The sequence below is a fragment of the Streptomyces sp. NPDC091376 genome (genome assembly GCF_044757085.1).
Classification (GTDB): Bacteria; Actinomycetota; Actinomycetes; order Streptomycetales; family Streptomycetaceae; genus Streptomyces; species Streptomyces pratisoli.
The window spans coordinates 81,365-104,311 of record NZ_JBIVUF010000013.1; the positions used below are offsets into that span (position 1 = coordinate 81,365).

The window sequence follows — 22,947 nt, forward strand, 5'->3', positions numbered from 1 at the left end:
CCGTGGCTCGAAGGTGGCCACAGGCTCCCGCTTTGTAAAGGACCTTTGTTCGGTGTTGCGGTCAATGACCCTTTTGAGCCGCCCGGTTGTCGCCGAGTGCGGCGCGCAGCGCCGGATCGTCGAGGGCGCTGGTCCCGTGCACGGCGACCTCGGTGAGGAAGGCCCGCTCCCCGCTGAGGGGGCCGCCGGCGGGCGGAACCTCGCCGCCGTCGCCCGTGGACAGGCTCCGGAGCAGCCGCAGTCCGTAGGGCGACGCCCAGCGGGTGTACGGGGACACCTCTACGCGGGCGATCACCAGGCAGCCCAGCGTGAGCACGAGCGGGAGCACGAACCACGCGGCCACCGTCCCCTTCGCCCCCGGTTCGTGAGGGAGCATCAGCAGCGCGACCGCCGCCAGCGCCACGGTGAAGGCGGCGGCGCGCCGTACGGCCCGCACGGCGCCCGTCACTCCCGCCCGCACCGCTTCGGGCACGGCGAGTCCGGCGGTGACGAGCCGGTCCGAGACGGCGCGTACGGAGTCGGCCGCGGCCGTGGTGTGCCGTAGCGCCGCTATCCGGGACTGGCCCTCGGGGCCGATGGCGCCGATCACGGTACGCTCCAGCTCGTCCGCTCCCTCCGGGTCGACGACGGTCGCCCAGCCGGTGTGCGCGAGCAGCAGCCGCCGTGCGCGGTGCATCGAGACCAGCGTCAGCGTGACCACGCGGTACGGGCCGCCGGCGAGGAACGCCGCCTCGTACAGGCTCAGTTCATGGGAGTGGGAGCGTTCACGCGTCGGGGCGGGAACGTCTTGGCCGGCTTCGGTGGCCGCCGCCGCTTCGGCGGTTGCGGCCGCTTCGGCGGCGGCGAGACACAGCCGTCCGCAGCTGATGCCCGCCGCGGCCCAGGCCGGCAGCAGGAGGAGGACCCAGAGCATGGCGGAGTTGTACGCGACATCACCACCTCCGCGCCATGGGAATTCCATGATGCGGACCACCGGGACCGGGGGCTGCGGACGCCTCCGCGGGAGGACCGCCGCGCTCGCCGGTCAGCCGGAGCTGCCGCCGCAGCCTCCTCCCCCTCCACCTCCTCCGCAGCTGGATCCGCCACCCGAGCTGCCCCCGCAGCTGGAACCCCCACCTGAGCCGCCGCCGCAGCCCGAGCCACCGCCCGAGCCGCCTCCGCTGCTGCAAGCCCCGCCTCCGCCACCGCCCGTGCCGCAGCCTCCGCCGCCGGAGTCGGAGCCCGAGGCGGCGCACCACACGGCGACCGGGAGCAGCGCGTCGGACGAACGGCTGCCGTGTCCGGTACCGCCTCCCCCGGAGCGCACCAGTCGGGCCGCCGCGATCAGCTGTGCCTGGAGCACGGGGTCGGGCACGGCGCGCAGGCCCCCCACGGCCACCAGGTGGCCCGTGTCGGCGCCGTACGCGTGGGCCGTGCGGTAGTCCGCTGCCGCCCGGCGCCCCGCGCCCGTGACCCTGCTGCGCGCGTGGGACAGGCACACCAGCCCGATAACCACGCCCGCGAAGCACGCCGGCAGGACCTTCACGACGAACGGGAACGGCAGATCGGACAGCCCTTCGTACGCCACGTACTGCGCGAACGTCAGCACCAGCGACACCGGCAGCAACACGGCGGACAGCGCCGACTGCCAGACGCTCCAGACCCGCCACGTGCGGGCCGAACCGGGCGGGACCATCAGCCCGCGCGCCGCGAGCCCGTCACCGATCTCCTGAACGGCGGGGTTGCGCATCACGGCCAGCCGGAGGGTGTGCAGCGCGCCGCTCGGCGCCGCCGCGAGCTCGTCGAGCACCGCGCGCTCGACATGGTTGCGGGCCACGTGGTGCCGGACGGCGACGATCCCCGGACCGCCCAGCATCAGCCGCCCGTCCGTGCACATGGCGGCCAGCGCCGTGTCGACGGCACGGGCGGGCCCGCCGTTCAGGAACGCGACCTCCATGAGGTCGTGCACGGGGCCACCGGGCCCGCGGCGTGCGGCCGCCAGCCCTCTGATCAGCAGCGTCGAGGAGACGCCCACGGCGAGATACACCAGTACGGCGAGTACGTTCATCATCACCGGTCACCTCCTGACGAGTGCGGCGCGAGCCGCCCGGACGAAACGGGTGGTACGGCCGGGCGGGCGGGGTGCCGCCCGGTCCTGCCACCAGTGGGTGAGCCGCCGCCGCGCGACCGGGTCCTCCGGGCGGCCCGCGATCAGCAGCTGCTCGGCGAAGTCCAGCGCGTCCCGGCGGTAACCGCCGTGCATGTGACGCGACTTGGCGTACGCGAGGAACGCGGCGCGGTATCCGCCGCCGAGGATCTCGGGCAGCTCGGGCGCCACCTTCGCCACGACATCGGCCCGCTTGGCGGCGAGCGCGCGGATCTGCACACCCAGCCGCCGGGCGTCGAAGCCCTCCGGCGCGGGGGTCCCCGCGACCAGTGCGGACAGCAAGGCGGCCTGCGCGAGCCCGAGCCGTTCCCGCGCGTGCACGTCCGCGGCGGTCTCGGCGTCCGTCTCAGTGTCGGCGTAGGTCTCGGTATCGGCGCAGGCGTCGGCGTCCGCGGTTCCTGCCGTCTCGCCGCTGAACGCGTCCGGCACGGTTCCCCGCCCCCGGCCCGCGACGGTCACCGTCGCCCGTATCGTCTCCAGTTCCGCCGCCAGTTCCTCCGCCGGCGGGAAGTCGTCGTCCCGCTCCAGCAGCACCCCGGGCGGGTCGGTCCGAGAACGCAGCTCCGCGAGGATGTCGAGGACCGGCCGGGGCACTGGGTGGGCGTGGGTGTCGTGCCAGACCCCGTCCCGCTCCATGCCGCCCGCCACATGGACGTACGCGATCGCCTCGACCGGCAGCTCGTCGAGGGCCTTCACCGGGTCCTCGCCCCGGTTGAGGTGGTTGGTGTGGAGATTGGCGACGTCGATGAGGAGGCGCACACCGGTCCGCTCGACCAGCTCCGCCAGGAACTGCCCCTCCGTCATCTCCTCCCCGGGCCAGGAGATCAGCGCCGCGATGTTCTCCAGCGCGAGCGGTACCGGCAGGCAGTCCTGCGCGATGCGGACGTTCTCGCAGAGCACGTCCAGGGCGTCCCGGGTGCGGGGGACCGGCAGCAGATGACCGGCTTCCAGCCGGGGCGACGCGGTGAGCGCGCCACCGGCCCGGACGAACGCGATGTGCTCGGTGACCAGAGGCGACCCGAGCGCCTCGGCGCGCGCCGCCAGGTCCGCCAGCCGCTTCTCGTCGGGCCGTTCCGCGCCGCCGATGCCGAGCGAGACACCGTGCGGGACGACGGTGACGCCCCGCTCCCGCAGACGCGCGAGCGAAGCGGGAAGGTGCCCCGAGCACAGGTTCTCCGCGACGACCTCGACCCAGTCGAGTCCCGGCAGCCGCTCGACGGCGTCGGCGATCTCCGGACGCCAGCCGATACCGATGCCGAGCCTGCCAGGACCGCTCCGACCGCCCAGTCTGCTCCGACCGGTCCGGGTGTCGAGCTGCTTCATGGGTCCCCCCTCCGCTGCGTGTGCAGGGGTCATGGCCCCGGCGTACCGCGCCGAATCCAGAGGAGGGGACGTTCAGAGCTTCATTTGAGGTTCCGGCGGCCGGGCCGAAGGATCCGGCGCTCGCTTCGGGCCGGCCCGGCCGTCAGCCCCCCGTGCCCGCCCCCGGAGCGGGGCGGTCGGTGTTGACGGCCGTCGGCGGGCCGGGCTGCGTCGAGGGGCGCGACGTGGCCTGGTTCTCGCCCGTCGGGGCCACCGGGGTCGGCGCCGGCGGGAGGTTCCCGTCCGGCGGCGGCGGACCCGTGGGGCTGGCCGTCGCGCCACCCGCGGCCTCGTTGGCGATGGCGTCGAAGTCGACCATGCCGGTGGCCTCCAGCATGGTGATGTGGTCCAGCACGGTCTGGTTGGCGTCGCTCGCCAGCTGCCGTATCAGCGTGTTGCGGGTGGTGTGCCGGACCTGCGCGATGAGGGCGAAGACCTTGCCGTGCGCGTTGCGCAGCAAGTTCGCGAACTTGTAGTCGTACTCCCGGCCGCTGGCCGCCGACAGCTCGCGCAGCCAGCCCTGCTGCTGTTCGTTGGGCTGGTTCGGCAGCTCGACGCCGAGCTTGGCCGCGACGTCGCGCGCCCGCAGATCGAGGTCGGTGTGGCCGACGATGAGATGGTCCCCGGCCTCCTTGATGGCCTGGCTGGGGGCCCGCTCGATCGCCTGCTGCCCGGCGGGCAGCTCCCACAGCCCGGCCAGCCGGACCTTCACCAGGAAGTCGCGGTCGGTGGCGGTGAGCGGGCCCCACTGGGTCGCCACGGAGGAGGCGTTGAGATTGGACTGCCCCGTGCCGGAGCGGTCGGCGTAGGACCACACGGGGAAGGCGAGCGCCCCGACCGTGGCGACCAGTGCCGCGATGATGAGTGCTGTCCCGTTGATGCGCCGCAGCAAGTGTGCCTCCCGAGCCCGTGTGCGTACCGCAGAATCAACCGGTGACCGAAACCGGTGGTTCAACCTACTTGGCAGTACCGGAAGGTACGTAACGGGGTCCGGTTGTGTTCAACCGCGGACGGGACGGTCGGCCACGACGGTGACCGAGCCCGGGGCGATCTCCGTGAATCCGGCATCCCGGACCGTCGGCAGGCCGCCGGCGGTGAGTTCGGCCCAACTGCCGGGCCGTGCCGTCCGTACGGCCAGCGGGAACCCGGCCGTGCGCCACGCGGTGCGCTCGGTCTCTTCCATGTCCCACCACAGCAGTTGCGCCCCGTGCCCGACCTGCGCCATCTCCTTGCCCGTCGACATGCGCAGATCGGGGTTGAGCCAGATCCGGGCGCCGCGGGGGTCGACGCCGTCGCCGGGCGGCTCGTCGGGGTCGGCCAGTTCCGTGCCCGACACCTGCAGTTTCGCCAGTTCCTTGGGCCAGCCGTCCAGCGGCACCGGCGGGAACACCCGCACCTGAGCGGTCCCTCCGGTCACCGTGATGCCGGGCAGCGCGGACGCCTTGCGCCACTCCGCGCCCCGCGCCCGCCGTACCACCTTGCGGATCCGGGCGTCCTGCCAGTCCCGCATGACCCGCGCCCACTCGCCGTCCCCGGACGACCGCTCGTCCGAGAGGATCACCAGGACCGCGCGGGCCGCCGCTTCGAGTGCGTCGGTACGCGACGGCGGGTCGGTCTTCTCGATCCGGACCACGAGCGGCAGGACGAACTGGGGTGCTTCGTCACGCGAGGTCGGCTCCTGGCGGAAGGGGCTGCCCGGACCATCGGAACGATCGGGACGGTCGTTGCTGTCGGTGCCGGGGGTACTGGCGGTGCCGTCGGTGCTGTTCACCCGGTCAGTCTGCCAGCCGCCCGGACGGCGGCCCTTGGCGGAACGGATGCCTCCGGGTGACGATGCCCGGCATGAAGAGCGATCTCTTTGCGGGCGAGTACATGGCACAGCAGGCGTCCGTACCGGGCATGAGCCTGCAGAACGCCAAGTCGATCAAGTACGCCGTCGATGGGGAGATGTTCGCGCGCCAGGGCGCGATGATCGCCTACCGCGGCAGCCTCCAGTTCGAGCGGAAGGGCCAGGGCATCGGCGGCATGCTCAAACGGGCCGTCACCGGCGAGGGCCTGCCGCTGATGGCCGTACGCGGCCGGGGCGAGGCGTGGTTCGCGCACGAGGCCGCGAACTGCTTCATCGTCGACATCGAGCACGGTGACGCGCTCACCATCAACGGCCGCAACGTCCTCTGCTTCGACCCGACGCTGACGTACGAGATCAAGACGGTGAAGGGCGCCGGGATGTCCGGCGGCGGGCTCTTCAACAGCGTCTTCACCGGCCACGGGAAGCTCGGCGTGATCTGTGACGGCAACCCTCTCGTGATACCCGTCACCGCGCAGCAGCCCGTGTACGTGGACACCGACGCGGTCGTCGGCTGGAGCGACCGGCTGGAGACCTCGCTGCACCGTTCACAGTCCATCGGGTCCATGATCCGCGGCGGTTCGGGCGAGGCCGTCCAGCTGATGCTCCAGGGCGAGGGCTTCGTGATCGTCAGGCCCAGCGAGCTCACCCCGCAGAAGGCGTCCGCACACTGAGCGCCCGGTCGGCGAAAGCGGAACGGCGCCCGACGGAACGGCGCCCGACGGTACGGGGGACCTGCGTGGCGCCGGGCGCCGGTACGGCCTCGGCGGACCACGGGTGCCGCGCGCCCGCCGTGTGTCCCAGGCTGGCGACTAGGCTCGTACGCATGGACGAAGCAACCCCGTACTGCGGCCCCTCGGCAACCCCGCCGCAGCCCGCGCACGAGCAGCCCGACGGGCCGTTCGCGGGCTGTGTGCTGTGCGGGGAGCCCACGGAGCACCCCGAGTCGGTCAAGGGCGCGACGCTCTGCCCCGTCTGCGAATGGCAGGAGGCCCAGCGCACGGCCTGCTCCGGTTAGGCCCGCTCCGGCCAGGCTCGGTCCCAGGGTCCCCGGAGTCGCCGCGGTCCCCGTGATCGTCGGGCGACGATCACGGGGCCTCGGCCGACGTCAGGAGCTCGTGAGGACGACGAGCTGCCGGGTCGCACGGGTCATCGCCACATAGCGGTCGACCGCCCCTTCGATGCCCTTGCCGAACGAGTCCGGGTCGACCAGGACGACCAGGTCGAACTCGAGCCCCTTCGACAGCTCAGGAGTCAGCGAGCGGACGCGGGGCGTCGCCCGGAACGTGGGGTCGCCGATGACGCAGGCGATGCCGTCGGCATGCGCACCGAGCCAGGCGGCGAGGACCGAGTCCAGGTCCGAGACGGATCCGTGGACGACGGGGATGCCGCTGCTGCGGATGGAGGCCGGCACATTGGCGTCCGGGAGCGCGGCCCGGACGACGGGTTCCGCTTCCGCCATGACCTCCTCCGGCGTCCGGTAGTTGATGCTGAGCGAGGCCACGTCGATCCGGTCGAGCCCGATCCGCCCGAGCCGTTCCTGCCACGACTCCGTGAACCCGTGCCGGGCCTGGGCGCGGTCCCCGACGATGGTGAAGCTCCGGGAGGGGCAGCGGAGCAGCAGCATCTGCCACTCCGCGTCGGTCAGCTCCTGGGCCTCGTCCACCACGACGTGCGCGAACGGTCCGGCGAGCCCGTCCGGGTCGGCGCCGGGCAGGGCGCTCTCGTCGATCAGGCTGTCCTTCAGGTCCTGTCCGTGCAGCATCGTCACCGCCCCCTCACCGTCGTCGTCGGCCGCGAGCACATTGGCGATGACGTCGGCCATGCGCTCGCGTTCGGCGGCCACCGCCGCGTTGTGCCGGCGCTTTCGTCGCGCCGCCCCCGGATCGCCGAGCCGCTGCCGTGCCGCGTCCAGGAGCGGCAGGTCGGACACGGTCCACGCCTGGGCGTCCTCGCGCTGCAGCGTCCGCACCTCGTCACGGCCGAGCCAGGGAGCGCACAACCGCAGGTAGGCGGGTACCGTCCACAGATCCCCGACGAGGTCGGCGGCTTCGAGCAGCGGCCACGCCCGGTCGAGGGCCCCGGTCAGCTCCTGGTCGTGCAGCAGCGCCTTCCTCAGCAGCGCGGGAGGCACATCGCCGTCGTGCTTGTCCAGGAGGATCGTGACCAGTTCCTCCCAGACCTGGTCACGCGCCTCGTTGTGCGGAGTACCTGCTTCCGGTGCGTCGAACGCCTCGGCCCAGTCGCCGGCGCTCAGCCGGACCTCGGACCAGGGGGTCGTCACCGTCATCCCCTGGGTGGGCGGCTCCTCGTAGAACCTGACGGCCTTCTCGATCGCCTTGACCATGTGCGCCGAGGACTTCAGGCGGGCCACCTCCGGGTCGGTCTCGATCGCCGCTCCGGCTCCCTCGGCGACGAGGTCGCGCAGGGTGCAGGTCTGCACGCCCTCCTCGCCGAGGCTGGGCAGGACGTCGGCGACGTAGGCCAGGTAGGGCTGGTGCGGACCGACGAACAACACACCGCCCCGACGGTGACCGAGACGCGGGTCGGAGTAGAGGAGGTGGGCGGAGCGGTGCAGAGCGACAACGGTCTTCCCCGTACCCGGACCGCCGTCGACGACGAGAGCACCACGGGAACCCGCCCGGATGATGGCGTCCTGGTCGGCCTGGATGGTGGCGAGCACGTCCCGCATCCGGGCCGACCGGTTGCCGCCGAGGCTGGCGATGAAGGCGGACTGGTCGTCGAGCGCGGCGTGCCGTTCGAGCCCGTCGGCGGTGAACACCTCGTCCCAGTAGTCGCTGATCCGGCCGCGGGTCCAGCGGTACCTGCGGCGGCTCGCCAGGCCCATCGGGTTGGCGTGGGTCGCGGCGAAGAACGGCTCGGCCGCGGGGGAGCGCCAGTCGATCAGCAGCCGGCGGCCCTCGCCGTCGGTGAGGCCGAGCCGTCCGATGTACGTGGGCTCGGACTCGTCCGCGCCGACGATGTGCCCGAGGCACAGGTCCAGGCCGAAGCGACGCAGGGCGCGCAGGCGCGCGGTCAGCCGGTGGATCTCCACGTCCCGGTCCATCGCCTCCCGGCCCAGGCCGCCGGGCGCCCTGCGCAGGTCGTCGAGGCGGTCGGACAGTTCGGCGATCGTCTGCTCGAGGCTCTCGCCGAGGGCCGCGAAGTGCTGCTCGTCGCCGCCGATCAGCGCCGGGTCGGCCTTGGGGGAGAGCCGGCCGGGAAGGTCGAACGCGCTCGTGGTCAGGGGGTTCATGCCATCAGCTCCGATCCGAGGCAGCGGTCGCGAAGTCCGGCGGCGCACAACCGCACCCCGGCGCCGGGTCCCCGCGGCCGCGGCGCGAGTCCCGTCAACGGCTCGACCTCACCGCACGACTCATCAACTGACAAAAGCCCACGCACTTAGTGAATCTCCCATTCCCGCAGCTTCCGGCTTCGGCCTGCGATTCTGCGGTATGAAGGGGGCCTTGCCGCAAGCCCCCCGGTGCGCTATACGTTGAGAGTGGCGGGGAGTGGGTACTCCTCCGCGCCTTGATCGTCCGGCCGCGATGGTCCGGCCTTGATCCCCTGGCTCTGATCGCTTGGTCTTGATCGCCCGGCTCTGATCTCTTCGGCCCCGATCACGTGAAGCCGATCGCTCGACCGCTCGACCGCTCGCCGTGGACGGACCGGCCCCTTGTGAGGCGGCCCGCGAACGATCTCACGGAACATCGCCACCGCTGCTGCCGCCCTCTTCCGGAGCCGCCCTCAGTCTCCTGCTCTCTCTCGCCTGATGGCACGTCAAGAAGATTTCTATGCGAGGGCGATGAACGCATCCCGCTTCGCCATCCGTATGTAGGGCCGGACGCGTCCCCCCTCCCGGTCCCTTTCGGCGACCGGAGTCCGTACCCCCGCAGGAGGCGAAGAGTTGAGTCACAGGCGAATACCCAAGCGGAAGGCCATACTCGCTGGAGCCGGGGCGGTGGGCATCGCGGCAGCGGCCGTACTGCTGCCGAATGCCAACGCCTCGCAGTCAGGATCGGGTGACGAACAGAACGCCCCCAGAAAGATGAGCGCGGCCTCCGCCTCGGACCTCCTCCAGCAGCTGGGCGAGCAGCTCGGTGACTCCTACGGAGGCGCCTACTACGACGCGTCGAAGCAGCAGCTCGTCGTCAACGTCGTCGGCGACGACAACGACGGCAGCGACGACGTCGAACGCGCCGGCGCGGTGGCACGCAGCGTGCAGAACAGCGTGGCCACGCTGAAGTCGGCGACGCAGTCGCTGACGCGTGAGGCCGCCGTCCCGGGGACGGCCTGGGCCATCGACCCCAGGACCAACCAGATCCTGGTCACCGCGGACCGCACCGTCACCGGTGACCGGTGGAACCGCGTCGAGTCGGCCGTAGAGGACCTCGGCGACGGAGTGGCCCGTATCCAGAAGTCCAAGGGCGAGTTCAAGACCTTCCTGGAGGGCGGGGACGCCATCTTCGGCGGAGGTTCGCGCTGCTCGCTCGGCTTCAACGTCACCACGCAGGACGGGCAGCCGGGATTCCTCACCGCCGGGCACTGCGCCGTCGCCGCGGAGCAGTGGTCCGAGGAACAGAACGGCCAGCCCATCGGCACCGTCCAGGAAGCCGTCTTCCCCGGCGAGGGCGACTTCGCACTCGTGACGTACGACGACCCGGCCACCGAGGCGCCGAGCGCCGTCGACACCGGCAACGGTCAGATCGTGGAGATCGGGCAGGCCGCCGAAGCCGCCGTCGGCCAGGAGGTCTTCCGGATGGGCAGCACCACCGGCCTGAACGGTGGCCAGGTCACCGGACTCAACGCCACCGTGAACTACCCGGAGGGCACGGTCAGCGGGCTCATCCAGACCGACGTCTGCGCGGAGCCGGGCGACAGCGGCGGCGCCCTGTTCACCCAGGACGGCAACGCGGTCGGCCTCACATCGGGCGGCAGCGGTGACTGCACCTCGGGCGGGGAGACGTTCTTCCAGCCGGTGACGACCGCCCTGGACGCCGTCGGCGCGCAGATCGGCGCGGGGAACGGCGCGGGGGGCGGCCAGGACGACGGCGCGGGCGGCGCGGACGACGGTGCCGGCAACGGGCAGGACGATGGAGCCGGTGCCGGCCAGGACGACGGGGCCGGTGACGGCGCGGGCAACGGCCAGGACGACGGAGCCGGTGCCGGCGAGGACAACGGCGCAGGCGCAGGCGCGGACGACGGCCAGCACAACGGCTGACCGCGGCTGACGGACCCGGCTGACGGACTCGGCCGACACGGCCGGCCGGCGACGGGCCGTACCGGACGGCTCGCACAGGAGGAGGCAGCGCACGCGGCCCCGGGCATCCGACGATGCCCGGGGCCGCGCAGGCGTGACGTACAGATCGTCAGACGCCCTCCAGGAGCAGCTTCCTGCACTCCGCCGCGTCGAAGTCCCCCTTCGGATACTGCGGATCGAGCTCTTCCAGATGCTCCAGCAGCAGTCTGCTGACCGCCCAGTTGCGGTACCACTTGCGGTCGGCCGGGACGACGTACCAGGGAGCCGCGGCCGTCGAGCAGCGCTCCAGGGCGAGTTCGTACGCCTTGCGGTACGCGGGCCACAGGGCTCGGTCCTCGATGTCGCCGAGGGAGAACTTCCAGTGCTTGTCCGGATCGTCGAGCCGGGCCAGCAGTCGGCGGCGCTGCTCGTCGTAGGAGATGTGCAGAAAGACCTTGACGACCGTGACGCCGTCCGCGGCGAGGGACTCCTCGAAGCCGTTGATCTCGCCGTAGCGGCGGCGGATCCGGGTGCGCGGCGCCAGGTCGCGCACGCGGGCGACGAGGACGTCCTCGTAGTGCGAGCGGTCGAAGATGCCGATCTCGCCGGAGCCCGGCAGTTCCCGCATGACCCGCCACAGGAAGTGGTGGTCCCGCTCCTGTGCGGTGGGTGCCTTGAACGCCCTGATCCGGCAGCCGGCCGGGCTGAGGTGGCCGATGACGTGCTTGACCGTGCCGCCCTTCCCGCTGGTGTCCATGCCCTGGAGGATCAGCAGCACCCGGCGGCGGTCGCCCGCCGTGCCGGCCGCGTAGAGCCGTTCCTGCAGCTTCGCGAGGCGCTGCCCGGTCGTGGCGGTCGCCGCGAGGCCCGCCGCCTTGTCACCGGGACCCGCGGGCACGGCCCCGGGGTCGTACGAGGCGAGGTCGATCCGTTCACCCGGCGGGACACGGAGCAGGTCACGGAGTGCCTCGTGGGGCCGGTCGGGGTGACTGCCGAGGTGCTGCCCGACGTCCCGCCCGGCCTCGCTTCTCTCCTTGCCCATCCTCGTCACCTCGTGCCCTTTCCCGGTCCCCACCGACCCTTCGATCGTCACCGACCCTTCGATCGTCCACCGGAACGGCCGGGCCCGCGAGGGAGGTGGGAGGTGCGGTGAACGCGCAGGCCCGGCGGGAAGGCGGTGACCCGCATGCCTGCTGCCGCGCGTACCGCGACGCGTGGAGACATGCGGATCACCGTGCCCCGTGGGCGGCCGGGCGATTCGGCCGGGCGATTCGGCCGGGCCGGGACCGCCGGGGTCAGGCCAGCTTCGCGGTGAGGCTGATCGACGTGCCCGCCAGCGCCTGGCTCACCGGGCAGTTCTTCTTGGCCTCCTCGGCAGCCGCCTGGAAGCCCTCCTGGTCGAGACCCGGGACCTGGCCCTCGACGGTCAGGTGGATGCCCGTGATGCCCTCGCCGGGCTGGAAGGTGACATCGGCCTTGGTCTCCAGGCGGGTGGGCGGCGTACCGGCACCCGTGAGGCCGTGGGAGAGGGCCATCGAGAAGCAGCTGGAGTGGGCGCCGGCGATCAGCTCCTCCGGGCTGGTCTTCCCGTTCGCCTGCTCGGCGCGCGAGGGCCAGGAGACGGGCTGGCTCTGGATTCCGGAGGAGTCGAAGGTGACGACGCCCGAGCCCTTGAGCAACTCGCCTTCCCAGACGGTGTGCGCCGTACGCGTGGTGGCCATGATGGATCCCTTCTCAACGATGGCAAAGACTGCGATGAATCGGTTCCAACCGGCCCCAACCTACTGGAAGCTACTGGCCGACGAGGCCCTTCGCGTCCCGGGCGAGCGCCGTCAGCCGGGAGATCGCCCGGAAGTACTTCTTCCGGTACCCGCCCTTCAGCATCTCTTCACTGAACAGCTGGTCGAAGGGCAGCCCGGAGGCCAGCACCGGCACCTCCCGGTCGTACAGCCGGTCGGCGAGTACGACGAGCCGCAGCGCCGTCGACTGGTCCGGCACCGGCCGCACATCGGTGAGGCACACCGCGCGCAGGTCGTCCGTCAGCGCGCCGTAGCGACTGGGGTGCACCCGCGCGAGGTGCTCGAGCAGCTGGGGGAAGCCGTCCAGGGAGGCGCCCTCGGTCGCGTACGCGGCCCCGGTGACCTGCTCGTCCGAGAACGGCGCCGGGGCCTCGGGGAGTCCGCGGTGGCGGTAGTCCTCGCCGTCGATCCGCAGCGGCCGGAAGTGCGCGGAGAGGCCCTGGATCTCGCGGAGGAAGTCGGCGGCGGCGAAGCGGCCCTCGCCGAGCTTGCCGGGCAGCGTGTTCGACGTGGCCGCGAGGGCGACGCCCGCTTCGACGAGCCTGGCGAGCAGGGACGACACGAGAACGGTGTCGCCCGGGTCGTCCAGCTCGAACTCGTCGATGCACAGCAGCCGGTGCCCGCTGAGCGTCTGCACGGTCTGCTGGAAACCGAGCGCGCCCACCAGGTTCGTCAGCTCGACGAAGGTGCCGAAGGCCTTGAGCGACGGCTCGGCGGGCGTGGCGTGCCACAGCGAGGCCAGCAGATGCGTCTTGCCGACGCCGTAGCCGCCGTCCAGATAGATCCCGCGCGGCGCGAGCGGCGCCGCGGGCTTCTTCGCGAACCAGCGGCGCCTGCCGCTGCCGGTGGCGTGCGCACCGCCCAGACCCGAGGCGAACGAGCTCAGCACCGTGACCGCCTCGGTCTGGCTGGGCTGGTTCGGGTCGGGGACGTACGTGTCGAAGCGGACGGAGTCGAAGCGCGGCGGCGGCACCATCTCGGCGACCAGACGGTCGGCGGGGACGTGGGGCTCGCGGGCGCACAGGGACAGCGGGACCGCTTCGGTCATGGGGGTGGTGGACACAACCACCCACTGTACCGAGCCCCCGGGCGGCGAGGTCCGGGGCGTTCGGCGGCGGGGACCGTGGCCCCGGGCGGGCCGTCGTCGCCGGTGGGGCCGTGCCAGACTGCTCGGTATGCGACGCCTGTTCCCCGTGACCGATCCGGCCGACCCCGACGCAGCCCGCGCAGCGACCGACCGGGAGTGGGGGCTCGACGAACTGGCCGACGCCTACGCCTATCCGGCCGGCGAGGGGCCGTGGCTGAGGGCCAACATGGTCTCGTCACTGGACGGGGCCGCTCAGCACGACGGCAAGTCCCAGCAGCTCTCGTCCGACATGGACATGCGTATCTTCGGCACGCTGCGGGCCCTGGCCGACGCCGTGATCGTCGGCGCGCAGACGGTACGGCAGGAGGGGTACCGCCCCGCCCGGGCCCGGGAGGCCTTCGCGGAGCGCCGGGCGGCCGCCGGCCAGGGCCCCGCCCCCGCGATCGTCGTGGTCACCGCCGGCCTGGACCTCGACTTCTCCCTGCCCCTGTTCACCTCCCCCCTGGTGCCGACGCTGATCCTGACCGGCGCCGCGGCATCGCCTGAGCGGGTCGCCGCGGCCGAGAAGTCCGGCGCGGAGGTGGTGATCGCCGGCGACGGGCCGGGGATCGACCCGGCGCGAGCCGTCGAGGCCCTGGCCGGACGCGGGATGCGGCGGCTGCTGACGGAGGGCGGGCCGAGACTGCTGGGTCAGTTCGTGGCATCCGGGGTACTCGACGAGCTGTGTCTGACGGTGTCGCCCACTCTGACCGCCGGCACCGCCCAGCGGATCGCCGGCGGACCGGCACGGACGGTGCCGGAGCGCTTCGCGCTGGCGTCGCTGCTGGAGGAGGCCGGGTTCCTCTTCACCCGCTACCGTCGGATCTGACGTACGACCCCCGAAGGACGGCCTCCGTGGAAGGGCTCCCTGACGTGTTCACCAGCGTATTGATGATCGAGAAGCCCCTCACGTCCACCGACGTGGAATTCGTCACGACGCTGCACGGCGACGAGACGGTCGCCTTCATCGTGCTCATGCAGCCGCGCGGCGACCAGGCCGACCTGCTGTTGCGGGCCATCGACGACGTCGCCATGGGCGAGCTGAAGGAAGCCGCCCGTGAGGGTGAGGAACCCGAGGGCAAGGAGGCCAGGCAGCCCGCGGAGCTCGCCCTGGAGCACTCCCTCGCCGCGCTGCGGGCCACCGGGAGCGAGGCCGTCGGCCAGGTCGTCGAGGACCATCCGCTCGACAGGATGAAGGCCGTCGTCGAGGAGTCCGGCGCCGACGAGGTGATCGTCCTGACCGCGCCGCACTACGTCGAGGAGTTCTTCCACCGCGACTGGGCCTCCCGCGCGCGGCACAGGGTCGGCGTACCGGTGCTCAAGCTCTTCGCGCACAGCGAATAGGCTGGGGCTCCGTACGACGTCACACCTCGCACCCCGGGAGACACACGCATGGGATCCGGCATTCCCCACGCCATGGAACGGCCGCACTTCATCGGCATCGGCGGCGCCGGGATGTCCGGGATCGCCAAGATCCTCGCCCAGCGGGGAGCCAAGGTCGCCGGCAGCGACGCCAGGGAGTCCGCCACGGCCGAGTCGCTGCGCGCACTCGGTGTGACCGTTCACATCGGACATGCCACCGAGCACCTCGCGGACGACGCGTCCTGCGTCGTCGTCTCCAGCGCCATCCGGGCCGACAACCCCGAGCTGGCCCGCGCCACGGAGCTGGGCATCGCCGTGGTCCACCGCTCCGACGCGCTCGCGGCGCTGATGCGCACGTCGCGCACCATCGCGGTGGCCGGCACGCACGGCAAGACCACCACGACGTCGATGCTCGCCGTCTCCCTGACCGAGCTGGGCCTCGACCCGTCGTACGCCATCGGCGGCGACCTCGCGGGGCCGGGCACGAACGCCCGCCACGGCGACGGCGACATCTTCGTCGCCGAGGCCGACGAGAGCGACCGCAGCTTCCAGAAGTACGACCCCGACGTCGCGATCGTCCTCAACGTCGAACTCGACCACCACGCGAACTACGCGTCGATGGACGAGATCTACGAGTCCTTCGAGGCCTTCACCGCCAAGATCCCGGCCGGCGGGACGCTGGTCGTCGGCGAGCACGCCGGCGCCCGTGAGCTCGCCGCCCGGGTCTCCGCGCGCGAGGACCTGACCGTGATCCGCGTCGGCGAGAGCGCCGACTCCGACGTCCGTATCCTCGCGATCACCCCGAACGGGATGACCAGCGAGGTCACCGTCGCCCTCCCCGGCCACGGCGAGATCACCTTCACCGTCTCCGTTCCCGGCCGCCACTACGCCCACAACGCCGCCGCCGCCCTCGCCGCCGGTGCCCGGCTCGGCATCGACCCGGCCGACCTGGCCCGCGCCCTCACCTCCTACACCGGGGTCGGCCGCCGCCTGCAGCTCAAGGGCGAGGCGAACGGCGTCCAGGTCATCGACTCGTACGCGCACCACCCCACGGAGATGACCGCCGACCTGGAGGCCATGCGCGCCGCCGCCGGATCCGGGCGGCGCCTGCTCGTCGTCTTCCAGCCCCACCTCTTCTCCCGCACCCAGGAACTCGGCACCGAGATGGGCCAGGCCCTCGCCCTCGCCGACGCCTCCGTGGTCCTGGACATCTACCCGGCCCGCGAGGACCCGATCCCCGGCGTCACCAGCGCCCTGATCACCGACGCCGCGACCGCGGCAGGCGCCACCGTCACCCCCGTCCACGACAAGGCGGCGGTCGCGGACGTCATCGCGGGAATGGCCGGCCCCGGTGATCTCGTTCTCACCATGGGCGCGGGCGACGTGACGGATCTCGGACCGGAGATCCTGGCCCGCCTCGCCGAGTGAGGGAGAGCGCATGGCGTACGACATCGAGAAGCCGGACGAGCAGTGGCGCGCGGAGCTGAACCCGGAGGAGTACCGGGTCCTGCGCCAGGCCGGCACCGAGCCCGCGTTTCGTGGTGAGTACACGGACACCAAGACCGAGGGTGTCTACTCCTGTCGCGCGTGCGGTGCCGACCTCTTCACCTCCGGCGAGAAGTTCGACTCGCACTGCGGCTGGCCGTCCTTCTACGACCCGAAGGACACCGACGCGGTCGAACTGATCGAGGACCGCTCGCACGGCATGGTCCGCACGGAGGTCCGGTGCGCCCGCTGCGGCTCGCACCTGGGCCACGTCTTCGAGGGCGAGGGCTACGCGACCCCGACGGACCAGCGGTACTGCATCAACTCGGTCTCGCTGCGGCTGGAGCCGGTACAGGACGCGTGAGAACGGGGCGGTACGGGGCGACCCGGTACGGCCGAGGGCCCGGAGGCGTGACGCTTCCGGGCCCGCGGTGTGTCCGGCCTCAGCAGGGCGGGGACGGGGTCGTCCGGGTAGCTGTACGGAGGGTGCCGGGCAGTCCGCGCGGGAGAGTCCGGCGAGGGCCGTGCTACGTGTCCCGCCATGTGGTGCCGGTGGTCCCGGTGGTCCCGGTGGTCTCTGTGGTCCCGGTCTCTTCGTCGAGTGCCGCGCAGAGCCAGTCGTGGGAGGAGCCCGGATTCGGTTCCGGGGGGTGCCCGGGGCGGGTCGTCAGGTCGGTCGTGAGCTGCCAGTAGAGGTCGATGCGGGGGTCGGCGGCGAGCTGCCGGCCGAGGAGGTGCCGGAAGTCCGGGGTGTCCCGTGTGCCGCGCGAGACGGCGTAGACGGAGACGAAGCAGTCGAGCGCCTCGCCCGCCCGTGGCGGCCTTCCCGCCCTCAGTTCGGCCGAGGCCAGCGCGTACGCCTCGCCGAGACCGTCGTAGAGCACGGCGGGACGGTAGCCCCGGTCGGGCAGGTGCACCGCGGGCTGGGGACGGACGGAGCCGGAGCAGTTCCCGGACACCAGCGCGTGCAGCCGGGCGAAGGACCACACCTGCGCGGGCGTCGGGTCGTCGGGGAGCTGCGGGACCGCCTGGTCGAGGAACGCGGAGACCACCCGGGACGGCAGCCGAGGCGGCAGCCAGTATCGCCAGAACCGCACCATCGAGGCGGTGCTGGGCGGGACGGTCACGGCGCCGATCAGCCGGAGCCGATCGGCCCGCTCACCGGCGTCGCAGTCCCGCAGCATGCGCAGTGACGCCTCCCGCCAGCGCAGGGCGGCCAGTCGGGAGCCGAGCACCCGCAACTGCCCGCCGATCACGTCCTCCAGGACGTCGCCGAACGCCTCGTCCCCGTCCTCGTGCTCCAGGACCCGGCCGACCTCGGGTACCGGCAGGTCGAGCCCGCGCAGGGAGCGGATCAGCCGCAGCCGGTCCAGCGCGTCCGGGCCGTACCGCCGGTGCCCGCCCGCGCTGCGGCCCGACTCGGGCAACAGGCCCCGGTCCGAGTAGAAGCGGACCGTCTTGACGGTGACCCCCGCGCGCTCGGCGAGCTCTCCGATGGTCCACATGCCGTCCGGCGACAAGACTTGAACCTCCCTCAGGGGGAGTTCCTACGGTACCCGCACCGGCAGGCCCACGGGGGGCCGGCCGGGCCCAACCCGCCCTGGTCGAGGAGGCGTTGATGTCGGAGTTCGTGCTGGTGTCGGGAGGCCACACCGGAGGATGGATCTGGCGGGAGGTGGCCGCCGGGCTGCGGGAGTCGGGAGCGGGGGTGCACCCGGCGACCCTGACCGGCCTGGGGGAGCGCCGCCATCTCGCCGGACCCGGAACGGACATGGACACCCATGTCGAGGACGTGGTGCAGCTCATCGACCACGCCGACGAGCCGGAGGTCGTCCTCGTCGGTCACTGCTACGGGATCTACCCGGTGCTCGGTGCCGCCGGCAGACGCCCGGACCGGACCGCCCGGATCGTGTACGTGGACGCGCCCCTGCCGCGCGACGGCCTCTCCATGCTGGACCAGGTCCGCGAACAGATGCCGGAAGGTCCCGTCCGCGACCGGATGCTGAGCATGCCCGCCCGGGCCGAGGACGGCTGGCGGGTGCCCGCGCCCACGACGGAGGAATGGCGGCAGTGGGGGAACCTCGCGGGCGTCTCCGAAGAGGCCCTCGCCCGGCTCGCGCGGCTTGCCGCACCCCAGCCGGTGCGCACGCTCACCCAGCCGGTCCGGTTCACGGACGTGGTGGACGAGCTGCCCATGACGGGCGTCTTCTGCACGGTCGGCGCCGCGATGGACATCGCCGGGGTCGAAGCCCTGGTGGCGACGGGCAACCCGCTCTTCGCGCAGCTCGCCGAGCCGCGCTGGGGCTTCTTCGAACTCGCTACCGGCCACTGGCCGATGCTCTCCGCGCCGGACGAACTGGTGGAGGTCCTCCTGCGGGCCGCCGCGGGCGAAGGGCACCGGGTGGCGAGGACCGAGGGCCGCCGTAACGGTGACCCCACGGTGTGACCGTGCAATGTGACCTCACGGTGTGACCTCGCGGTGCGGTGGGGCGCACCCGCGATCCGCTCTGCGGCACGATGGGCCTGTTCAGGCCCTCGGAGCCCCAGGAGCCGCGAGGGCGTGCCGACGTGAGGAGTCCGGGCGTGCGGGAAGTGGCGATCATCGAGGCACCGTCGGTGCTCGGTCTGCGGCCGTCCGGCGTGCAGGACCTGCCGACGGCCCTCCTCGACGCCGGGCTCCTCGGCCATCCGGGGGCGGTACGGGGCCTCCGCCTGGAGGCCCCGGCATACGATCCCGAGCGGGACCCCGACAGCGGTGTCCTCAATCCCGCCGCCATCGCGCGCTACTCCGTCATGCTCGCCGACGCGGTCGGCGACGTCCTCGACCGAGGCGGGTTCCCGCTGGTCCTCGGCGGTGACTGCAGCATCCTGCTCGGCAACCTCCTCGCCCTGCGCCGCCGCGGACGCCACGGCCTGCTCTTCCTGGACGGTCACACGGACTTCTACCAGCCGTCGGCCGAGCCGCTGGGCGAGGCGGCCTCCATGGACCTCGCCCTGGTCACGGGCCGCGGCCCGGGCATCCTCACCGACCTCGAAGGCCGGGGACCGCTGCTGCGGGACGAGGACGCCGTCGCGTTCGGCTTCCGCGACTCCGCCGAATCCGCGGAGGCCGGCATGCAGCCGCTCCCGCCGCGGCTGCACGCGGTCGACCTCGATGCCGTGCGAGCGGCGGGCGCCGCCGAGGCGGCCCGCGACGCGGTCGGCCGGCTCACAGCCGGGGGGAGCGCCGGGTACTGGGTCCACCTGGACGTCGACGTCCTGGACGACGCGGTCATGCCGGCCGTCGACTACCGCCAGCCCGACGGACTGACCTGGGCGGAACTGGAGAGCGTGCTGCGGACCGCACTGGCCGACGAGCGGGCCACCGGCCTGGACGTCACGATCTTCAACCCACGGCTCGACCCCGACGGCAGCATCGCGGCCCGCCTCACCGAGTGCCTGCACCGGGGGCTGGCGGCCATGGCCTGACGCCGGTCGCCGAGCCGTTCGGCGCCTCACGGTTTGTGAGCGTCAGTGCTGGATGGCGTATGAGACGAAGTCCGTCCAGGCGGCGGGGGAGAGGGCGAGCTGTGGGCCCTGCGTGGCCTTGGAGTCGCGGACGTGGACGGTGGTGGGGCAGGTGGCGACCTCGACGCAGTCGCCGTCACCGCCGCTGCTGTAGGAGGACTTGTGCCAGGAGAGCGCGACCTCCACACAGTCGTCGCCGGAGCCACCGCTGTAGCTGCTCTTGAACCAGGCCAGTTCTGTGGTGCTGTTGCTCATAGCGCTCCTCGCATCCGCCGCAGCAGGCTCAGGGAGTCCTCCAGGGTAAGAGCCTGTGAGCGCATCCTGGCATACCGCATCTGGAGCACACTGATCTCTTTGGGGTCGGAGACGAAGTGGCCTCCGCGCTGTCCCTCGCAGTAGCCGAACCACCTGTTCTCCTGGGTCTCCAGCAGCTGCATCGGGCCGTCCAGCCCCGCATGGTTCTCCCGCATCAGCGGCACGACCTGGAGCTCGATGTTCCGCAGCTCGGCCAGATCCAGGATGTGGTCGACCAGTTCGCGTGTGACTTGCGTACCGCCCATCCGCCGCAAGAACAGATGCTCTTCGAGGATGAAGCTGAACGCCGTGTTCGGGCGCTCCCGCAGCAGCCGCTGCCGTTCCAGCCGAGCTGCCATCTGCGCTTCGATCTGCTCGTCCCCCAGCGGCGGGAGCTGGTTGACGAACAGCTTCCGGGCGTAGGCCTCCGTCTGCAACAAGCCCGGAATCAACCGGCATTCATACGTGTAGAGACTGCTCGCCACCGCCTCCAGCCGCGCCCACCTCCGGAACCACGCCGCCAGCCCCGGCCGGCGCGAGAGATGCTGTGCCGCCCGCCGCAGTGCCCCCGTGTTCCCGAGCGCCGCCTCCGCCCGCTCCACGAAGTCGTCGTCCGGCATCCGGCGGCCCAGCTCGATCGAGGCCACCGTGTGCTTGGAGTACCCCACCAGCGGGGCGAAGTCGCCGCGGCTGAGGCCCGCGTGCTCGCGTAACGCCTGGACCACCGCGCCGAACGTCCTGAGACTGTCCGAGGACTCCGGCTCCGTCGCGTTCGTACCGGCTCCGCCGGTGTCCGTCATCGCCATCGGACCATGGTCACGGATGGTGACGCGTACCGTCCACCGGCAGTGCGCGTACGCTGACACAGCGTACGCGGTGTCCCCCTGGAGAAACCCCTGGTAAGGCCGTCAGATTGGGGTTCATGACCGCACCGGCCACCCCACCGACCGCCACCGCCGCGCCCCAACCGCCCGTCACCGTACGTGTGTTCACGCAGCGCTTCAGCTCCACACCGCGCGGCGCCCGGCTCGCCCGGCATCTCGCGCTCCACCAGCTCCACTCCTGGGGCGTCCCGCACGGGACGGAGGTGTCCGAGACCGCGGCCGTGCTGGTCGCCGAACTGGCGGCGAACGCGGTGACGCACGGCCGCGTACCGGGGCGGGACTTCGAGCTGAGGCTCACGCTCGCCCCGGGGACGCTCACCGTCGATGTGTCGGATACGCGGGGTGAGCGCCGCCCGCCCCGGCCCGGGGCGACAGCCCTCCCGGTGGACGAGGCCGGTGACGCGGAGACCGGCCGGGGCCTGGTGCTCGTCGCCGCGCTCGCCGACCGGTGGTCGGTCCTCGACCGCGTACCGGTCGGGAAGACCGTGCGCGCCGAACTCGACCTGCCGCGGTGAGCGTTCGACAGACGGCTGCGCCGACGCCGGGCTACTCCGTGGGCTGGAGCAGGTCCCAGCGGTTGCCGTACAGGTCCTCGAAGACGGCGACCGAGCCGTACGGCTCGTGGCGCGGCTCCTCCAGGAAGCGGACCCCGGCCGCCGTCATCCGCGCGTGGTCGCGGGCGAAGTCGTCGGTGTGGAGGAAGAAGCCGACGCGGCCGCCGGCCTGGTTGCCGACGCCGGCCAGCTGCGCCTCGCCGCTCGCGCGGGCGAGCAGCAGATCGGTGCCGCCGCCCCCGGCGGGGCGTACGACCACCCAGCGCGAGCCGTCGCCGCGGTCGGTGTCCTCGACGAGCGTGAAGCCGAGGGCGTCGCGGTAGAAGGCGATGGCCTCGTCGTAGTCGCGGACGACGAGGGTGATCAGGGCGATGCGGGGCAGGGGGTGTTCGGTCATCGGATCAGTATCCCCGAGGCGGCACCGCCGGGGCCGCCCGGCCGCCGTGCCCCACAATGCCTCGCATGGACCCGTCGATCGAGCAGCTCACCGACCGCGCCCGGCACCTCGCCCGCCCCGGCACGCGCCGTGTCCTCGGGATCGCCGGCCCGCCCGGGGCCGGCAAGTCGACGCTCGCGGAGGAGCTCGTGGGACGGCTGGGCGGCAGCGCCGTACTCGTCCCCATGGACGGGTTCCACCTGGCTCAGGCCGAGCTGGTACGGCTCGGGCGGGCTTCACGCAAGGGCGCGCCCGACACGTTCGACGCCGCCGGGTACGCGGCGCTGCTCGCCCGTCTGCGCGCGCCGCAGGCGGGTGCGGCGGTGTACGCGCCCGCCTTCGACCGGACACTGGAGGAGCCGGTCGCCGGGAGCATCGCCGTCGGCCCGGACGTCCCGCTCGTCATCACCGAGGGCAACTACCTGCTGCACGACGAGGGCCCCTGGGCGGGGATCCGCGCCCTCCTCGACGAGGCGTGGTACCTGGAACTGTCCGACGCGGTACGCGTACCCCGCCTCGTCGACCGGCACGTCCGCTTCGGCAAGGACCGTCCGTACGCCGAGCGCTGGGTCAGGGACTCCGACGAGCCCAACGCCCGCGTCGTGTCCCACGGCCGGCACCGCGCCCACCTCACCGTGCGGATGGAGACCGGCGCCTGAACGTGCCGCGTCCGTCCCCTGCCGCCCGCCCCCGCGGGCCCCTGCCGCGGCGGAGGTGCGCTTCCGGCAGCCGCTCGGGATGCGAACAAATGTGCGTTCACCACTTTCATGATCATGCTACATTCCTGCGCAGCCCCGACATTCCGACGCTGAAGACCGGCGGAGCATCGTTCACGAGCGGTCAGGACACGTTCCACCCGGCGGGCTCGGACCACGGCGCGTTCGAGTGGAGGGCAAGCTCCGTAGAT

Annotated in this window: 24 protein-coding genes; 11 read left to right on the forward strand and 13 right to left on the reverse strand. The window is 72.4% G+C overall.

Translation table 11 applies throughout. The features are described from left to right. Nucleotides 1–61: 61 nt before the first annotated feature. The 5 genes from ACIQMR_RS26140 to ACIQMR_RS26160 all read right to left on the reverse strand — a co-directional run bounded on the left by ACIQMR_RS26140 (nt 62) and on the right by ACIQMR_RS26160 (nt 5,279). On the reverse strand, nt 62–913 hold the full coding sequence (locus ACIQMR_RS26140; protein ID WP_401392248.1) for a TIGR04222 domain-containing membrane protein: 852 nt from the start codon (nt 911–913) through the stop codon (nt 62–64). A gap of 111 nt (nt 914–1,024) precedes the next feature. Beyond that, nucleotides 1,025–2,050, reverse strand: coding sequence for a TIGR04222 domain-containing membrane protein (locus ACIQMR_RS26145; RefSeq protein WP_401392250.1), 1,026 nt, complete (start codon nt 2,048–2,050; stop codon nt 1,025–1,027). 6 nt (nt 2,051–2,056) lie between these two features. Continuing rightward, complete coding sequence (locus ACIQMR_RS26150; RefSeq protein WP_401391861.1) at nt 2,057–3,469, reverse strand: DUF692 domain-containing protein; 1,413 nt, start codon at nt 3,467–3,469, stop codon at nt 2,057–2,059. A 142-nt stretch (nt 3,470–3,611) separates the two neighbouring features. Beyond that, a complete protein-coding gene (locus ACIQMR_RS26155) occupies nt 3,612–4,397 on the reverse strand; it encodes a DUF4142 domain-containing protein (protein WP_401392252.1) in 786 nt (261 codons plus the stop codon). 111 nt (nt 4,398–4,508) lie between these two features. Then, a complete protein-coding gene (locus ACIQMR_RS26160) occupies nt 4,509–5,279 on the reverse strand; it encodes a peptidyl-tRNA hydrolase (protein WP_401391863.1) in 771 nt (256 codons plus the stop codon). A 71-nt stretch (nt 5,280–5,350) separates the two neighbouring features. Between ACIQMR_RS26160 and ACIQMR_RS26165 the strand changes: the two genes are divergently transcribed. Together ACIQMR_RS26165 and ACIQMR_RS26170 are read left to right on the forward strand one after the other, a co-directional pair. After that, nucleotides 5,351–6,028: an AIM24 family protein gene (locus ACIQMR_RS26165; RefSeq protein WP_401391866.1), complete on the forward strand. Its 678-nt coding sequence runs from the start codon at nt 5,351–5,353 to the stop codon at nt 6,026–6,028. Between the two features lie 152 nt (nt 6,029–6,180). After that, complete coding sequence (locus ACIQMR_RS26170; protein WP_401391868.1) at nt 6,181–6,372, forward strand: hypothetical protein; 192 nt, start codon at nt 6,181–6,183, stop codon at nt 6,370–6,372. A gap of 90 nt (nt 6,373–6,462) precedes the next feature. On the opposite strand, the gene helR is transcribed toward ACIQMR_RS26170, so the two are convergent. After that, nucleotides 6,463–8,610, reverse strand: a complete 2,148-nt coding sequence (helR, locus tag ACIQMR_RS26175) for an RNA polymerase recycling motor ATPase HelR (RefSeq protein WP_401391871.1) — start codon at nt 8,608–8,610, stop codon at nt 6,463–6,465. A gap of 651 nt (nt 8,611–9,261) precedes the next feature. Between helR and ACIQMR_RS26180 the strand changes: the two genes are divergently transcribed. Next, the gene (locus ACIQMR_RS26180; protein ID WP_401391874.1) at nt 9,262–10,575 is read left to right on the forward strand and encodes a S1 family peptidase; all 1,314 of its coding nucleotides are present in this window, start codon (nt 9,262–9,264) and stop codon (nt 10,573–10,575) included. A 148-nt stretch (nt 10,576–10,723) separates the two neighbouring features. On the opposite strand, the gene ACIQMR_RS26185 is transcribed toward ACIQMR_RS26180, so the two are convergent. From ACIQMR_RS26185 to zapE, 3 genes are all read right to left on the reverse strand, one after another. After that, on the reverse strand, nt 10,724–11,635 hold the full coding sequence (locus ACIQMR_RS26185) for a PPK2 family polyphosphate kinase (RefSeq protein WP_401391877.1): 912 nt from the start codon (nt 11,633–11,635) through the stop codon (nt 10,724–10,726). A gap of 253 nt (nt 11,636–11,888) precedes the next feature. Further along, nucleotides 11,889–12,314 (reverse strand): OsmC family protein, encoded by a 426-nt coding sequence (locus ACIQMR_RS26190; RefSeq protein ID WP_266387654.1) that lies wholly within the window; start codon nt 12,312–12,314, stop codon nt 11,889–11,891. Between the two features lie 70 nt (nt 12,315–12,384). Beyond that, entirely contained in the window at nt 12,385–13,440 is a 1,056-nt protein-coding gene (zapE, locus tag ACIQMR_RS26195; RefSeq protein WP_401392255.1) for a cell division protein ZapE, read from the reverse strand. A 127-nt stretch (nt 13,441–13,567) separates the two neighbouring features. On the opposite strand from zapE, the gene ACIQMR_RS26200 reads away from it, so the two are divergent. Genes ACIQMR_RS26200 through msrB form a run of 4 tightly spaced genes read left to right on the forward strand, consistent with a single transcriptional unit; the run spans nt 13,568 to nt 16,729 of the window. Beyond that, nucleotides 13,568–14,347 carry a pyrimidine reductase family protein gene (locus tag ACIQMR_RS26200; RefSeq protein WP_401391880.1) on the forward strand — a complete coding sequence of 260 codons (780 nt, stop codon included), beginning with the start codon at nt 13,568–13,570 and terminating at the stop codon, nt 14,345–14,347. A 44-nt stretch (nt 14,348–14,391) separates the two neighbouring features. Next, a complete protein-coding gene (locus ACIQMR_RS26205) occupies nt 14,392–14,862 on the forward strand; it encodes an indole-3-glycerol phosphate synthase (protein ID WP_401392258.1) in 471 nt (156 codons plus the stop codon). 48 nt (nt 14,863–14,910) lie between these two features. Next, nucleotides 14,911–16,308: a UDP-N-acetylmuramate--L-alanine ligase gene (gene murC / locus ACIQMR_RS26210; protein ID WP_401391883.1), complete on the forward strand. Its 1,398-nt coding sequence runs from the start codon at nt 14,911–14,913 to the stop codon at nt 16,306–16,308. A 10-nt stretch (nt 16,309–16,318) separates the two neighbouring features. After that, nucleotides 16,319–16,729: a peptide-methionine (R)-S-oxide reductase MsrB gene (gene msrB, locus ACIQMR_RS26215; RefSeq protein ID WP_401391886.1), complete on the forward strand. Its 411-nt coding sequence runs from the start codon at nt 16,319–16,321 to the stop codon at nt 16,727–16,729. A 163-nt stretch (nt 16,730–16,892) separates the two neighbouring features. Here msrB and ACIQMR_RS26220 read toward each other — a convergent pair whose 3' ends face one another. Then, a complete protein-coding gene (locus ACIQMR_RS26220) occupies nt 16,893–17,870 on the reverse strand; it encodes a MerR family transcriptional regulator (protein ID WP_401392261.1) in 978 nt (325 codons plus the stop codon). 113 nt (nt 17,871–17,983) lie between these two features. Here ACIQMR_RS26220 and ACIQMR_RS26225 point away from each other — a divergent pair, with 113 nt between their 5' ends. Continuing rightward, nucleotides 17,984–18,811 (forward strand): alpha/beta fold hydrolase, encoded by an 828-nt coding sequence (locus ACIQMR_RS26225; RefSeq protein ID WP_401391888.1) that lies wholly within the window; start codon nt 17,984–17,986, stop codon nt 18,809–18,811. A gap of 137 nt (nt 18,812–18,948) precedes the next feature. Continuing rightward, entirely contained in the window at nt 18,949–19,833 is an 885-nt protein-coding gene (locus ACIQMR_RS26230; protein ID WP_401391891.1) for an arginase family protein, read from the forward strand. 42 nt (nt 19,834–19,875) lie between these two features. Here ACIQMR_RS26230 and ACIQMR_RS26235 read toward each other — a convergent pair whose 3' ends face one another. Then, nucleotides 19,876–20,127 (reverse strand): DUF397 domain-containing protein, encoded by a 252-nt coding sequence (locus tag ACIQMR_RS26235; RefSeq protein ID WP_401391894.1) that lies wholly within the window; start codon nt 20,125–20,127, stop codon nt 19,876–19,878. After that, nucleotides 20,124–20,972 carry a Scr1 family TA system antitoxin-like transcriptional regulator gene (locus tag ACIQMR_RS26240; RefSeq protein WP_401391897.1) on the reverse strand — a complete coding sequence of 283 codons (849 nt, stop codon included), beginning with the start codon at nt 20,970–20,972 and terminating at the stop codon, nt 20,124–20,126. Before ACIQMR_RS26240 ends, ACIQMR_RS26235 begins: the two co-directional genes overlap by 4 nt. A 116-nt stretch (nt 20,973–21,088) precedes the next feature. On the opposite strand from ACIQMR_RS26240, the gene ACIQMR_RS26245 reads away from it, so the two are divergent. Next, complete coding sequence (locus ACIQMR_RS26245; RefSeq protein ID WP_401391900.1) at nt 21,089–21,565, forward strand: ATP-binding protein; 477 nt, start codon at nt 21,089–21,091, stop codon at nt 21,563–21,565. 31 nt (nt 21,566–21,596) lie between these two features. Here the strand turns inward: ACIQMR_RS26245 and ACIQMR_RS26250 are convergent, their stop codons facing one another. Beyond that, nucleotides 21,597–21,986 carry a VOC family protein gene (locus tag ACIQMR_RS26250; RefSeq protein WP_401392264.1) on the reverse strand — a complete coding sequence of 130 codons (390 nt, stop codon included), beginning with the start codon at nt 21,984–21,986 and terminating at the stop codon, nt 21,597–21,599. Between the two features lie 80 nt (nt 21,987–22,066). Between ACIQMR_RS26250 and ACIQMR_RS26255 the strand changes: the two genes are divergently transcribed. Further along, on the forward strand, nt 22,067–22,699 hold the full coding sequence (locus ACIQMR_RS26255; protein ID WP_401391903.1) for a nucleoside/nucleotide kinase family protein: 633 nt from the start codon (nt 22,067–22,069) through the stop codon (nt 22,697–22,699). Nucleotides 22,700–22,947 lie beyond the last annotated feature (248 nt).